The sequence below is a fragment of the Alkalimonas mucilaginosa genome (assembly GCF_036327005.1).
Lineage (GTDB): Bacteria > Pseudomonadota > Gammaproteobacteria > Enterobacterales > Alteromonadaceae > Alkalimonas > Alkalimonas mucilaginosa.
Map to the genome: position 1 here is coordinate 398013 of NZ_JAUGZK010000001.1, position 13746 is coordinate 411758.

Annotated in this window: 12 protein-coding genes; 8 read left to right on the forward strand and 4 right to left on the reverse strand. The window is 53.0% G+C overall.

Features of this window, described 5'->3' with window-relative positions; genetic code table 11:
- The first annotated feature begins 34 nt into the window (after positions 1-34).
- The 3 genes from prmB to QWF21_RS01750 are packed head-to-tail and all read left to right on the forward strand — an operon-like array spanning position 35 to position 3309.
- Entirely contained in the window at positions 35-1003 is a 969-nt protein-coding gene (gene prmB, locus QWF21_RS01740; RefSeq protein WP_330086306.1) for a 50S ribosomal protein L3 N(5)-glutamine methyltransferase, read from the forward strand.
- Positions 1004-2122: a chorismate synthase gene (gene aroC / locus QWF21_RS01745; RefSeq protein ID WP_330086307.1), complete on the forward strand. Its 1119-nt coding sequence runs from the start codon at positions 1004-1006 to the stop codon at positions 2120-2122.
- Complete coding sequence (locus QWF21_RS01750) at positions 2119-3309, forward strand: MFS transporter (protein WP_330086308.1); 1191 nt, start codon at positions 2119-2121, stop codon at positions 3307-3309. Before aroC ends, QWF21_RS01750 begins: the two co-directional genes overlap by 4 nt.
- Here the strand turns inward: QWF21_RS01750 and QWF21_RS01755 are convergent.
- From QWF21_RS01755 to QWF21_RS01765, 3 genes are all read right to left on the reverse strand, one after another.
- Entirely contained in the window at positions 3286-3969 is a 684-nt protein-coding gene (locus QWF21_RS01755) for a TorF family putative porin (RefSeq protein WP_330086309.1), read from the reverse strand. The two genes, QWF21_RS01750 and QWF21_RS01755, sit on opposite strands and share 24 nt — an antisense overlap.
- A gap of 19 nt (positions 3970-3988) precedes the next feature.
- Positions 3989-6106 carry a methyl-accepting chemotaxis protein gene (locus tag QWF21_RS01760; RefSeq protein ID WP_330086310.1) on the reverse strand — a complete coding sequence of 706 codons (2118 nt, stop codon included), beginning with the start codon at positions 6104-6106 and terminating at the stop codon, positions 3989-3991.
- A gap of 92 nt (positions 6107-6198) precedes the next feature.
- Positions 6199-7614 carry a coniferyl aldehyde dehydrogenase gene (locus QWF21_RS01765; RefSeq protein WP_330086311.1) on the reverse strand — a complete coding sequence of 472 codons (1416 nt, stop codon included), beginning with the start codon at positions 7612-7614 and terminating at the stop codon, positions 6199-6201.
- Positions 7615-7746: 132 nt separating this feature from the next.
- On the opposite strand from QWF21_RS01765, the gene QWF21_RS01770 reads away from it, so the two are divergent.
- The 3 genes from QWF21_RS01770 (at position 7747) to QWF21_RS01780 (ending at position 9841) form a co-directional block, all read left to right on the forward strand.
- Positions 7747-8871, forward strand: a complete 1125-nt coding sequence (locus QWF21_RS01770) for an ATP-NAD kinase family protein (protein WP_330086312.1) — start codon at positions 7747-7749, stop codon at positions 8869-8871.
- Positions 8868-9149 (forward strand): YfcL family protein, encoded by a 282-nt coding sequence (locus QWF21_RS01775; protein WP_330086313.1) that lies wholly within the window; start codon positions 8868-8870, stop codon positions 9147-9149. The genes QWF21_RS01770 and QWF21_RS01775 overlap by 4 nt, the downstream gene beginning before the upstream one ends.
- A gap of 71 nt (positions 9150-9220) precedes the next feature.
- Positions 9221-9841, forward strand: a complete 621-nt coding sequence (locus QWF21_RS01780) for an FKBP-type peptidyl-prolyl cis-trans isomerase (RefSeq protein WP_330086314.1) — start codon at positions 9221-9223, stop codon at positions 9839-9841.
- A gap of 49 nt (positions 9842-9890) precedes the next feature.
- Here the strand turns inward: QWF21_RS01780 and dsbB are convergent, their stop codons facing one another.
- A complete protein-coding gene (gene dsbB, locus QWF21_RS01785; protein ID WP_330086315.1) occupies positions 9891-10430 on the reverse strand; it encodes a disulfide bond formation protein DsbB in 540 nt (179 codons plus the stop codon).
- Positions 10431-10604: 174 nt separating this feature from the next.
- Here dsbB and fadR point away from each other — a divergent pair, with 174 nt between their 5' ends.
- On the forward strand, positions 10605-11321 hold the full coding sequence (gene fadR / locus QWF21_RS01790; RefSeq protein WP_330086316.1) for a fatty acid metabolism transcriptional regulator FadR: 717 nt from the start codon (positions 10605-10607) through the stop codon (positions 11319-11321).
- A 149-nt stretch (positions 11322-11470) separates the two neighbouring features.
- Complete coding sequence (locus QWF21_RS01795) at positions 11471-13720, forward strand: aminotransferase class V-fold PLP-dependent enzyme (protein WP_330086317.1); 2250 nt, start codon at positions 11471-11473, stop codon at positions 13718-13720.
- The last annotated feature ends 26 nt before the right edge of the window (positions 13721-13746 follow it).

The window sequence follows — 13746 nt, forward strand, 5'->3', positions numbered from 1 at the left end:
ATCCGTTGCCGGCAGCATTTAAAACTGGATTGTTATGACCACAGATACAGCGCAACCTCTTGCTTCTGCCTTATTTGAGCCGCTTTTGATTGAGGATGCTCTTCAGCAACTGCACAGCGTCCAGGACTGGTTGCGCTATGCCGTCAGTAAAATGCATCAGGGGCAGGTCTTTTTGGGGCACGGTACCGATAATCCCTGGGATGAAGCTGCCAATTTGATGGCCGCCGTGCTGTTTTTGCCGCCGATCACCGATGAGCACTTGTTTCAGGCTCGTTTGACCATGCAAGAGCGGCAAGCCTTTATGGCATTGCTGCAGCAACGGATTGAACAACGCATTCCAGCCGCTTACCTGACCCAGCAGGCTTATTTTGCCGGTTTGCCATTTTATGTCGATGAGCGGGTGTTGGTGCCTCGCTCACCGATTGCTGAACTTATCCTGCAAGGTTTTGCGCAACAGCTGGTCGGTCATCAGCCTGCACGAATTCTGGATCTATGTACCGGCTCTGGTTGCATTGCCATTGCCTGTGCCTACCAGTTTCCGCAAGCGGAAGTTGATGCAGTGGATATTAGTCCGGATGCGCTGTCTGTGGCAGAAATCAATATTGCGGAGCACCAGTTGGAGCATCGGGTATTTCCACTGCTATCGGATGTCTTTTCAGGCCTGGCTGGCCAGCAGTACGACTTGATTGTGACCAATCCACCTTACGTCGATGCCGAAGATATGGCCGATTTACCCGCAGAATTTTTGCATGAACCCGAGCTCGGCCTGGCTTCTGGTGCCGATGGTCTGGAACTAACCCGGCAAATTTTACGACAGGCGGCAGAACACCTGACTGAGCAGGGCGTGTTGGTGTGTGAAGTAGGCAACAGCATGGTGGCGCTGCAGGCCTTGCTGCCGGATGTTGGCTTGCAGTGGCTGGAGTTTGAGCAGGGCGGAACCGGGGTGTTTTCCATTGACAAGGCAGAGCTGGTGCGCTGCCAACAACAACTGAAGGAGTTTTAAATGGCAGGCAATAGTATCGGCCAGTTGTTTCGGGTGACTACCTTCGGGGAAAGTCATGGCCCAGCCATTGGCGGTATTGTCGATGGCTGCCCTCCCGGGTTGCACATCACCGCAGAAGAGTTGCAACAGGACCTGGACCGGCGCAAGCCCGGTACTTCTCGCTACACCACAGCGAGACGGGAAGCGGATGAAGTCAAAATTTTATCCGGTGTGTTTGAAGGCATCAGTACCGGTTGTTCCATTGGTTTGTTGATTGAAAACACCGATCAGCGCTCGCAGGATTACTCCAAAATCAAAGATGTGTTCCGGCCGGGCCATGCCGATTACACTTACTGGCATAAGTTTGGCATTCGTGATTACCGCGGTGGTGGTCGTTCTTCCGCCCGTGAAACGGCTATTCGGGTTGCTGCCGGCGCCATCGCTAAAAAATACCTGAAAGAAAAATTTGGCATGGAAATCCGTGGTTATCTGGCCCAACTGGGCCCGGTTGCAGTAGACCCGGTCGTGATGCAGAAAGCCCATTGGGATGAAGTGAACAACAATCCTTTCTTTTGCCCGGATCCTGGCAAACTGGAGGCACTCGATGCCTACATGCGTGAGCTGAAAAAAGCAGGCGATTCGGTCGGTGCCCGGGTCAATGTAGTGGCAAGCCGGGTACCTGTAGGGCTTGGTGAGCCGGTATTTGATCGGCTTGATGCCGATATTGCCCATGCCATGATGAGCATCAATGCGGTAAAAGCGGTAGAAATTGGCGATGGCTTTGCGGTGGTGGAGCAAAATGGCTCGACCCACCGCGATGAGTTAACCCCGCAGGGCTTCAGCGCCAATCATGCCGGTGGTGTGCTGGGGGGCATTAGCAGTGGCCAGGATATCCGGGTGAGTATTGCCCTAAAGCCTACTTCCAGTATCAGCATCCCCGGTCAAAGCATCAATGTGGCAGGTGAGCCGGTCGAGATGTTGACCAAAGGCCGGCACGATCCCTGTGTCGGCATCCGTGCTGTGCCGATAGCCGAAGCCATGCTCGCCATAGTGTTGATGGATCACCTGCTACGGCATCGGGCGCAGAACCCGGATGTGGTTTGTCACACACCGGATATTGCCCGCCTGCAAGACGAATGAGCCGACTGCCAGTACAGCATGCCGTGCCAGCCTTAGTGCTGGCTTACTTTGCTTACTACGGGGTGCTCGGTATCTTCATTCCTTATCTGGGGCTTTTTCTCGATGGCCGCGGTTTAAGCTCGTACGATATCGGTGTCTTGCTGGCGCTCGTCACTGCTACCCGTATTGTTGGCCCAAGTCTCTGGGCTGCGGTAGCTGAGCAGCAGGGACGGCCACTGCGTATTATGCGACTTGGTGCAGTGCTTGCCACGCTCGGCTGGCTTAGTAGCTTCTTCGATCAGGGTTTTTGGCTGTTGTTGCTGGGTTTTAGTATCTTCAGCTTTTTTTGGACTGCCATCCTGCCGCAACTGGAAGTCACCACCTTTCATTTTTTGAACGACAACACCAGCCGTTATAGCCGCATTCGCAGCAGTGGTAGTGTTGGCTACATTGTACTGGTGCTGGTGGGTGGGGTTTTGTTGCAAAGCTTTGGGACCGAAGCGCTGCCTTATGGTGCAGCTTTACTGATGTTGCTTTTGATTGGCAGTTTATTTTTATTGCCTGAGCTGACAGCGCCCACCGAAAGCAGCACCGAGAAAAAGGGGTTTGGCCGCTTATTAACTCAGCCGGTGTTTCTCTGCTTTATGGGCGCAGCTTTTATTTTGCAGATGAGCTTTGCCCCTTTTTATGGCTTTTTCACTCTCTATGCCAGGGATTTAGGCTACAGCGGCATCGCCACCGGGCTTTTTATTAGCCTGGCTGTTTTGGCTGAAATTGTCGCTTTTTTCTGGATGGGGGCTCTATTAAAGCAGCGCAGTTACCGGCTGGTGCTGAGCTGTTGCTATGGCCTGACCATGCTGCGTTGGTTGATGCTGGCTTATCTGGCGCATTCGCCGCTTTGGCTGGGGCTCAGTATGCTATTGCATGCCGGGAGCTTTGCGATTGCGCACAGTTGTGCGATGCAATTTGTGCAGCATTATTTCCCGAAAGCATTGCGCAGCCGTGGTCAGGCACTGTATGCCGGTGTCATTTTTGGCGGCGGCGGTGCTGTCGGCGCTTATGCCGCCGGCATCTTGTGGCAGGATGGCGCTGGTGCAACCCACACCTTTGTAGTTGCAGCAGCGACCGCCGGTGTTGCTATGGTGTGTGCCCTGTGCCTGCCCGCTCAGGTGCACGCAGAGCCTTTAGAAAGAGCGGCTGACCGATAGTACCAGGGCATCATCACCCCAACGTTCTTTTAAGGTTGTGGTGTGCAGGCCCGCGCTCAGGATAAAGCCGGCCAGATCGGTGCTTAGTACCAGCTCGGCATGAAAAAAGCCGGATTTTCCTTCCCAATCGTAGCTGTCTTTATCGAAGGAGTGCGAGCGATCCAGGCCAGCCTGTAGTGTCCAGCCTGGGCTGAGCACAAAGCTTCGGGCAATTTTCACCACCAGATGGCCACCACCAAAACCAAAGTAATCGTTGCTGTACCACAACGACAGCTCGTAAGGGTTCCGGTTCAGTATCAGATGCACTTCACGAAAGTTTAGATCGGAGCTGTGACCGCGGCCATGGTAGGTGTATTGGGACAGCCCGACATCCAGACCAACATCGTTAAATTGGTGGTAATAGCCAACATAGCCATCAAACTCGACTTTGGTGCCTTCGCCAAAGTCGACATTCGAGCCCCAGAAACCGGCATAAAAACCGTTACCTGCCTCCCACAGCAAGCCGGGCTGGAAAGCTGGCTTTTTATCTGTTTGACTGACGCCATTGAACAAGTAGTTATTGGTTACAGCCAGATCCAGGCTCCAGTTGGCATGAACACCAACGCTGTAGCTCAGCAGGGTGCTGCCGAGCAAAGCTGAGCAGAGTAGTGTTTTTTTCATACAGACTCCAGTCGGCTGCTCAACATTTAAGTTGATTCAGCCGGTTATCCATTTGTTGGGTAATTGCATCAATAGCATCACTGACATCTTTATTGCGTTGAGCCAATTCTTCCAGCTCTCTGGTGGCATCACCAATGGCAGAAATATTGCGGTTTATTTCATCGCTTACCTGATTTTGTTCTTCGGCTGCGGTGGCTACCTGAAAAGAGTTGTCAGCTATGGCAGTTATATCCCCCGTGGCTGCAGAGAGCTTGTCGTAAGCAACCACAGCTTCGGATAATGTTTGTTCGATACCTGCGGTGTTTTTACTGATCTGTTGCACGGCACCACTTACCTGGTGTTGCAAGTTGGTGATCAACTGTTTGATCTGATCGGTGGAGCTGTGGGTTCGGGCAGCCAGGGTACGAACTTCATCGGCTACCACGGCAAAGCCACGGCCTTGCTCACCGGCCCGGGCGGCTTCGATGGCGGCATTCAGAGCCAATAAGTTGGTTTGCTCCGCAATGGATTGAATAACTTCAATAATCTGGTTAATTTCCTGGCTGCTGCCAGCAACACCTTCAATTTGCGTTTTACTCTGCTCTACCTCTACCGCCAACTGCCTGAACTCATCCAGCGTGGATTGAAATAAGCCATTGGCTTCATTAAGGGCCAGAATAGCGTTCTGAGCACCTTCCGCGGTGCTGCCGGCCAATTGTGCCACTTCATTGGCTGTCGCCGTCATTTCATGCATGGCCGAAACCACATTCTGAATTTCAGCTGCCTGCAGTTGTGTGGCCTGATTGGTGTGTTGGCTGGTATCTACCAGCGTATGGGTTTGCTGTTGCAACTGGGCAGAGAATTGCTGCAAAGCTTTGATCATCAGTGCCAGCTTGGCGGTGAAGGCATTAAAACCATGCGCCATATCCTGCAACTCCTGATGACGGCTACTATCCAGAGTTCGGGTTAAATCACCTTCAGCGCCTGCTAACTCCTGCATCAACAGACTCATTTTAACAATGGGTTTGGTAGCACGAGCCAGCCACAACGACATCAAGCTCACAAAAAACAGCAGCAACCCCAGGCCGGATAGCAGCATACGAGCTGTAGTAGCATTGGCATCTTCTTGCAGCTGGGCCGACAATTCGCGTGCGGTAGCCAATGCAACCTGCTCAGGCACTGCAACCAGGGTATACCAGGTACTGCCAGAGGCTTCGATAGGAATGGGGTAGGCCAGCACCAGTTGATCCTGATACGAAAACAAACCACTGCCTTGCTGCTGTAAAGCGGTGGCTAGGGCAGGATCCAACTGTTGCAGGGATTGCCCCAGTTGGTTAGCAAAACGATTGGAGGCAACCACCAGTTGCTTATCACTTAACAGATACAAATCGGCTTTGCCATCGTACAGCGCGGTAGCCTGATTGAGTAAGGATTCCTGCAAAACAGGTAAGTTAATATCAACACCCGCGACACCACGAAAAGTGCCATTGACCATGACCGGGTACACCAGGGATGTCAGCAACACCTCGTACCCGGGACGGATTTCGTACTGATAAGGCTCCATCAGGCAAGGCCGGCCCCGATCACGGCTGCACAAGTACCATTCGGCTTCCCGTATACCAAATTCATTTAAATTGCTCAGGTATTTGTCACTGGCATCGGCGGTGCGGATGAACTCGATACCTGCCTCAGATGCTACCCAGTAAACCTCCAGCGTACCTTGATCGGAGCTGTGTTCAATACCACTGCCCTGGTAGTCGCTGTCCTTGCCATCATAGCCATTGGGCTCGTACTGAGTGTAAATAGAAGACACGCTGGGGTTGGCCAGCAGCAAATGACTGGCCAATAGTTGTACCTGCTCCCTGCTGTACGGTGTGTTGCCTGAGCCCACAGCGCTATGGCGCATCAGGCTGGCCAGATTCTTTGCAACATCGTAATTGCGGTTCATTACACTGGCTGTATCCAGAGCATTGACTCTGGCTGCATCGGTAAGAATGGTTTCCGCGGTGGCGCGCATTGAAGCGTCCAACCGGTCGATAGCATTTTGATTGCTACTGCGAGTAGATTGCCAGCCAATCAGGGCCATACTGGCAATACTGATCAGCAGCAAAAGGGCCACTCCAAAACTAAGCTGGAAGCGAAGGGAGTTCAACTGCATAGAAAGTTTCCTTACTGGCATCAATATAAGTCATTGACTCATTTAGTTAAGTTCAGTATTTGCTAAAATGCAACTCATTCAGTGAAATACGGCTATTTCCTTTGTAACAACCAGCGCAATCCACTATTCAGCCAGGATTTGTTGTAAGGCGGGTAAATCAACCTGCCCGGATGCCACCAGCCTTTGGCGTGCACTGCTTTGGCATGGCTAAAGGTGGTAAAACCTTCCGGGCCGTGATAGGCACCGCAACCGGATGCTCCAATGCCGCCAAAGGGCAGATCATCCTGTGCTACCTGCATCAGGCAGTCATTGACACAAACACCGCCGGAGTGGCTGTGTCTGATGAATTGTTGCTGCAGAGCTTTGTTTGCACTGAACAGATACAAAGCCAAAGGACGGGGCAAAGTGGTCAGTTCTGCAAACACTTGGTCGATGCTGTGAAAGCTTTTCACCGGCAAGATAGGGCCAAATATTTCCTCCTGCCATAGCGCATGCTCTGCGGGCAGATTTAACACCAATTGCAGCGGCAGCAGGCCAGAGCCTTGCTGCAGATAATGCCGCCAGCTGTGCTCAGCGCAACTGATAATAGTGGCTCCGGCTTGCTCGGCTTGTTGCAGCAGCGACTGCATCCGTTGCCGCTGGCGCTCGGTACAAAGCCAGCTGAAATCCTGGTGCAGCCGCTCTTGCGGGTAAAGGCGCTGAAAAGCGCTTGTCAGCGCTTCGAGCAAAGGCTGCTGGATTTTTGCATCCACCCAGAGATAATCCGGTGCGACACAGGTTTGGCCTGCATTGGCACACTTACCAAACACCAGACGTTCAGCACTCACACCAAGGTTGGCATCCGCGGCCACGATGGCCGGGGACTTGCCACCCAGCTCCAGCGTGACCGGCGTAAGCTGTGCGGCGGCTGCCTGCATCACTTTACGGCCAACAGCGGTGGAGCCGGTAAACAGCAAGTGATCAAAAGGCAGAGCGGCAAAAACAGCGGCTTGCTCTGCATCGCCAGTGAACACTGCGACTTGCCCGATGGGAAAGACGGCCGCCAGCAACTGCTGCAAACACCGGTTGGTGGCAGGCGTGTCTTCCGACAATTTGAGCATCACTCTGTTGCCGGCTGACAACGCTGCTATCAAAGGCCCTATGGTCAGAAACACCGGGTAGTTCCAGGGCACCATAACGCCTACCACCCCTTTGGGTTGGTACTGAATAAAGTTGCGTGCCGGTTGAAACAGCCAACTGGTATGGCGTTTTTTTGGCTTCATCCAGCGCTTTAGTCGCCGGCGATGATAGCTCAGGCTTTGCAGGCAGGGCAGTAACTCGATGCGCAGGCTTTCCTCAGTGCTGCGATGGCCAAAATCCTCCGATAACGCCTGACTCAAGGCATCCAGCTGTTCTTTGAGTTGTTGCTCCAACTGACGCAACCAGTTCAGCCTTTCGCGGTAGTCTGGGTAGGGTTTAGCTCGGGCGGTACTCTGTTGCAGGGAAAAAATCTGTGCTAAATCTGGCATGCTAATTATACAAGCAAGGGCAGGATGTCATTACTCTAGGGCAGTTCGGCTGGCAACTCAAGCGCAGCTACTGGGAAAAAACGGCACAAGCGGGTACAATGCGCGCCATTACCGCTATGGGCTGGAGGGGCTATGTCGTCGTTGTTTCGTTTGGGCTTGATTGTCAATCCACTGGCCGGCTTGGGCGGCAGTGTTGGCTTAAAAGGCAGCGATGGTGTGGCAGAGCAAGCGCTGGCGCTCGGCGCTGAGCCGTTAGCCGGTAAGCGCAGCGAAACTGCGCTGAATGAGCTGGTACCCCTGAAAGACAGGCTGCTGATTAAAACCGTGGCGGGCAGTATGGGGCAGCAGTTGGCAGAGCAGCTGGGTTTCACCACCAGGGTTTGTTATCAGCCGGCAGCGCAGCCAACCACCGCGGAAGATACCGAAGCTGCTGCAAGGGCCTTGGTCGACGATGGCATCGATTTGCTGCTGTTTGCTGGTGGCGATGGCACTGCCCGTAATATTTGTGCTGTGCTGCCGGAGCAGGTGACTGCGCTTGGTATTCCGGCCGGCTGCAAAATTCACTCCGGTGTCTATGCCATTAGTCCGACCGCTGCCGGCAAGTTGGTGGCCAGCCTGGTACGGGGTGAACTGGTGTCCATGCGTCAGGCCGATGTGATGGATATTGATGAGCAGGCCTTTCGTCAGGGCGTGGTGAAAGCACGTCGCTTTGGTGAACTGTCCATTCCCGCGGCCTTGCAGTATGTGCAAAGCGTGAAAATGGGCGGGCGTGAATCCGAAGAGCTGGTGCTGGATGATCTGGCTGCCTGGGTGGTCAGTCAGATGGACGACGATGTGCGTTATGTGATGGGCTCGGGTTCTACGGTGGCTGCGGTGATGGCACAGCTTAGTCTTACCAATACCTTGCTTGGGGTGGATGTGGTTGAAAATGGCCAGGTGATTGCCAGCGATGTGACCGCCAGCCAATTGCTAACCCTGGTTCAGGACCGGCCCAGTAAGCTTATTATTACCTTGATCGGCGGCCAGGGCCATGTGTTTGGCCGTGGCAATCAACAGCTTTCGCCAGCAGTGATCCGGGCGATTGGCCGGGATAATATCTGGCTGATAGCCACCAAAGCCAAACTGCAGCAACTGCAAGGCAGGCCACTGCTGGCCGATACCGGCGATGCCAGACTGGATCATGAGTTGCAGGGGCTGATACCGGTACTGACCGGTTACAATGATTATGTGATGTATCGACTTGGAGACTCAGAATGACGGATAGCAGCAATTTTGTCTCGGCCGTAGCCGATTACTTTGATCAGATGATCCCAACGGCCAGCGACGATGAGCTATTTGCTGCCGGCTATTTACGCGGGCACTTTGATTTGGCGGTTGGCACCTTAGAGGTGGCAGCACAGCCATTCAATCAGCAGGATGTGATGGTTCAGGTCAGCTCCAGCCTGGAGCAGGCTATTGCCAATGGTGAGCTGAATGCGGACGATCAACAACTGGTTGGCGCGCTTTGGCAGCAATTGCAGCGACTGGCGGCCTGACAGCGGACTTCGTTTGCGGTACTATAGCGGTTCTTTGCTGTTACGGCAGCGCCAATTACAAAGTGAGCTTTATGTCTGAACAATACACATCTTTAGAGCAGCATGCCAGCTATGGCATTGGTTTACAAATGGGTCAGCAACTGGCCGATAATCCTTTCGATGGCCTGGATATTTCTGCCGTCGCTGCAGGTTTAACTGCGGCTTTTAAGGGTGAAACCCCAGCTGTATCCGAAGAGTTGATCCGTGCTGCTTTTACCGAGATCAGCCAGCGTATGCAAGCAGCGCAAGCAGAAAAAGCCGGACAAGCGGCTAAAGCAGGCGAGGATTTCCTGGCTGAAAATGCCAAGCGTGCTGAAGTGACGGTTACCGAGTCCGGACTGCAGTTTGAAGTCTTAAATGCCGGTGCAGGTGATAAGCCAGGTCGTGACTCTACGGTTCGTACCCATTACCACGGTACTCTGATTGATGGTACTGTGTTCGACAGCTCCTATCAGCGCGGCGAGCCAGCTGAGTTTCCGGTATCCGGTGTGATTGCCGGCTGGACCGAAGCCTTGCAGATGATGCCAATTGGTGCCAAGTACCGGTTGTACATCCCGCACGAGCTTGCCTACGGCGAGCGCGGTGCCGGCCACGCGATCCCTCCATTCAGTGCCTTGGTGTTTGATGTCGAGTTGCTGGCAATCGTTGAGTAATTCGTTGCACAAAGTCAGGCGCTCAGGCGCCTGATTTTGTAACAGTGAATCAGCCTTTGTATGGGTTCGTACTCAGCCGGACTGCTTGACTGAGTAACACCAGCACCGCCACCAGCGCATAAGCTACAAAGATCCATTGCATCCAGTCCGCCATCGACGCACCGGCAAATTGCCAGTCAATAGCACCGCAAGGCCCGATTGGGTCAAACATCGCGGGGAACCACTGGTGCAGTGGCATCCACTCAGGAAAGTCAGCGAATAATGCGCAGCTGTAAAAACCGCCATCTGCAATCAACTGTTCGATACCACTAAGCTTTCGTGCTTGTTGCCAACCATAGACGGCTGCTGCCAGCCAACCCAGACCGGCCAAAAGCCGGACCGGCGTACTTGCCGGTGCCAGCAAGCCAAGTAAAGCAGCCAAAAAAATACCAGCTACAGCAGCCCGGATGTAAACACACTGCATGCAAGGCTCCAGGCCCATACCATATTGAAAGTACAGCGCCGCCAGCTGTAATCCGAGCGCGGTTAGCAGCAGTAATAACCAGCTTAGTCGCTGCTTTGAAAATTTTTTCAGCCATGCAAACATCATTCTGGCTCCGGGATAAGTCGAGTTTTGAGGCACTTACTCTATGCGATTGCCGACGATGTTACAACTGCCACGCCAAATGCCCGCCAAATTGGCAGCACCACTTGTTAAGTAGCCGTTCTCTGGTACAATCAGTCGATATTTTATAACGATAACAGCATAAGTGGATCTTTCTGGATGACCAACCTTATCAAAGCACAAAGCCCTGCCGGTTTTGCGGAAGAATACATCGTCGACTCCATCTGGAATGGTAAATTTGCTCCAGGTTCTATTCTACCCGCCGAGCGAGAGTTGTCAGAACTGATAGGCGTCACCAGAACAACGTTACGGGAAGTATTGCAGCGTTTGGCGCGGGATGGCTGGTTGACTATCCAGCATGGCAAGCCAACCAAAGTAAATAACTTTTGGGAAACTTCGGGGTTAAATATTTTGGAAACCCTGGCCCGGCTGGATCAGGATCAAATGCCGGATTTGGTTAATGAGCTACTCTCTGCCCGAACCAATATCAGCGCTATTTATATCCGCGGTGCAATCAAAACTCATCGCGAAGAAGCCATGGCGTCTTTTGGTGGCGCGGATGAATTGCCAGATACTGCTGAAGCTTTTGCTGATTTTGACTACAATTTAAATCATGAATTGGCACTGCACTCCTCCAACCGAATTTATGTGCTAATTTTGAATGGGTTTCGCGGGCTCTATAACAAAATTGCCCGTTTTTACTTTTCTCAGCCAGAAGCCCGGCAACTGGCCCGCAGCTATTATCAGGAGTTACGTGCATACGCTGAAGCGGGCCGTCATGATGAAGTGATCGCTGTAGTCCGTAAGTATGGCTGGGAAAGTGGCAAAATCTGGTCGGGTCTGCGTGCCAGTATTCCCAATGATCTGATGGAATGATGACCTAAGATTTTGGTCTGAACGATGAAAACCGCTGCGGCGGTTTTTTTATTGTCAGTGGTGCAGTAGCCAAGGCTTGTGGAGTCGCGAAAAGGGACGTATCATTAAAAGGAATATCTTATTCTTTTTAGTTATATGCTTGGGCTGTTATGAAACCAATCCTGTCTGTAAAGCGCGCCGAAATCTATCTGGATAACAATGCAACCACACCGGTACTGCCTTGTGCAGCCGAGGCGGTGCAGCATCATATGATGCAATGTTTTGGTAATCCAAGCAGTACCCATGCTACTGGTATTAAAGCTAAGGTTGAGCTGGAAGCGACCCGCCAGTTGGCGCGTAAACTAATAGGAGCCGGTAAAGGCGATATTGTGTTTACTTCCGGTGCAACCGAAGGGATTCAGGCCTCGGTACTCTCGGCACTAACCAAAGCGAAAGCCGAAGGTCGGACAGGGCCGGATACCTTATTGCTTTATGGTGCGACCGAACACAAAGCGGTTCCGCAGAGTTTGCAGCACTGGAATCAACTGCTTGGCCTGGATGCGACCCTGTGTGCAATCCCGGTCGATAAAGATGGTTTGCTGGATTTAGACTTTATTCGTCAGCAGTTGCCCAAGGCGGCGGTGATTTGCACCATGGCCGCTAATAATGAAACCGGAGTGCAGCAAGATCTGACAGCGTTGGAGCACTGCATTCGAGCCGTGCGAACCGATATTCCCTGGTTGGTGGATTGTGTGCAGGCGTTGGGAAAAATGGCGCTGCAGCTTGCCAATACCAGCATCGATTACGCTCCTTTTAGTGGCCATAAACTATATGCTCCCAAGGGAATTGGTTTTTTGTATCTGCGTGAAGGGGTTCATTTTCAGCCTTTAGTCGTTGGTGGGGGGCAGGAAAGTGGCTTGCGGTCTGGCACTGAAAACCTGCCAGGTATTGCCGCCTTACATGCTATTTTTACTGAGTTATTGAAAACCGAAGGCTCGGTATTTCAGCCAGTGCCGCAGCTATGGCAATATCGGGCCGATTTACTGAGCGCGCTAAAAAAGGTATTTCCCAGGCTGGAACTAAACAGCGATGCACCCTACTGCGTGCCGACAACCATCAATTTTTCGGTGCCTGGTTTTTACAGCAAGGACATTATGGATTTGTTCGATGCTGCCGGCATTCGTGTCAGCTCAGGCTCTGCCTGCAGCTCGAAAGTACCCAGCAGTTTTGTGCTCGATGCGATGGGGCTTGAACCCTGGCGCTCGCAAGGGTCTATCCGCTTATCCTTTGGTCCAGCCATGACGCCTGATGAATGCCGGCAGGCCTGTTTGCGTATTGTGGAACTGGCTGAGGTGGTAAAAAAACATTGCCTGGTGCTGACCGACGCTACACCTACTCTGGAATGGCATACCAAAGGCTTAACCCAATTAAAGCATGAAAGCTTGTGCAGCTATTTGCTGGTCTGCCCGGAGAGTCGCGCTGCGGTAGTGATTGATCCAGTGTTGCCTTTGCTGGGCCGCTTACACGCGATGATCCAGGGCCAGCAATTGCAACTGCAGGCGGTGCTGGATACGCACCAGCACCCGAACCATGCTTCGGCGCGTAGCGAGCTTTGTACCCTGTTGCAGCTGGATTGCAGTCGGGACACCAACACCTTAGGTTGGCCTGTGGAGGGGGACACAATCGCATGTGGTGAATACCGTTTGCGCCGCGTTAGCACGCCAGGACACAGCTCTGATGCCAGCAGCTACTTGCTGTATCAGCAGGATCTGCTTCGGGCAGCCTTTGTGGGGGATTTACTGTTGCCCGGAGGGGTTGGACGCACCGATCTGGCCGGTGGAGATGCCAGGGCACTGCAAGGCAGTCTACAGCGTCTGCAGCAACAGCTGTTGCCTGATACGCTGTTATTGTCCAGCCACGATTACGCCCAGCGCTTTTTTACCACCCTGGCCATAGCCTGTGATGAGCAACCCGTGCTGCGATCCTTGTTGCAAGGAGAGCTCCCACCTGATGACTGGCAACAAGCTGCCAATGCGCAGGCTCGCCAACTGCAAGCATTGGAGCAGCATTTCTGTGGCTTGGTCGAAGTGATGCCGACAGATGCCAAGGCAACCATCATGCCTGAGCAGTTGGCTGAATTTATGCGCCAACATCCGCAGCTACAGGTGGTGGATGTACGAGAGCCGCACGAGCAAAGTGCAGGTGCTCTGGCTCCTTACTTGCCAACGGGGTCCTTGGTACGGGAGGTGCCGTTGTCTAAGCTGTGCCATCTGCTCAGTCACGCCGATTGGCAATTGGATACACCATTGTTGATGGTTTGCCGCACAGGCAATCGCAGCCTGGTTGCATGCCAGGTGCTGGCTCGGCTGGGCTTTCGCCAGTTGTACAATTTAAAAGGCGGTATGGCGCTGATTAGCTGACAAAGGGCCAGGTGCATCTGGCCCTT

Excerpts from the sequence above, each read along its gene's own strand:
- QWF21_RS01765 (WP_330086311.1), bottom strand. The coding sequence starts at position 7,614 with ATGCCAGATTTAGCACAGATTTTTTCCCTGCAACAGAGTACCGCCCGA.
- QWF21_RS01795 (WP_330086317.1), top strand. The coding sequence starts at position 11,471 with ATGAAACCAATCCTGTCTGTAAAGCGCGCCGAAATCTATCTGGATAAC.
- fadR (WP_330086316.1), top strand. The coding sequence starts at position 10,605 with ATGACCAACCTTATCAAAGCACAAAGCCCTGCCGGTTTTGCGGAAGAA.
- QWF21_RS01760 (WP_330086310.1), bottom strand. The coding sequence starts at position 6,106 with ATGCAGTTGAACTCCCTTCGCTTCCAGCTTAGTTTTGGAGTGGCCCTT.
- QWF21_RS01755 (WP_330086309.1), bottom strand. The coding sequence starts at position 3,969 with ATGAAAAAAACACTACTCTGCTCAGCTTTGCTCGGCAGCACCCTGCTG.
- QWF21_RS01775 (WP_330086313.1), top strand. The coding sequence starts at position 8,868 with ATGACGGATAGCAGCAATTTTGTCTCGGCCGTAGCCGATTACTTTGAT.
- QWF21_RS01780 (WP_330086314.1), top strand. The coding sequence starts at position 9,221 with ATGTCTGAACAATACACATCTTTAGAGCAGCATGCCAGCTATGGCATT.
- QWF21_RS01770 (WP_330086312.1), top strand. The coding sequence starts at position 7,747 with ATGTCGTCGTTGTTTCGTTTGGGCTTGATTGTCAATCCACTGGCCGGC.
- aroC (WP_330086307.1), top strand. The coding sequence starts at position 1,004 with ATGGCAGGCAATAGTATCGGCCAGTTGTTTCGGGTGACTACCTTCGGG.
- prmB (WP_330086306.1), top strand. The coding sequence starts at position 35 with ATGACCACAGATACAGCGCAACCTCTTGCTTCTGCCTTATTTGAGCCG.
- QWF21_RS01750 (WP_330086308.1), top strand. The coding sequence starts at position 2,119 with ATGAGCCGACTGCCAGTACAGCATGCCGTGCCAGCCTTAGTGCTGGCT.
- dsbB (WP_330086315.1), bottom strand. The coding sequence starts at position 10,430 with ATGATGTTTGCATGGCTGAAAAAATTTTCAAAGCAGCGACTAAGCTGG.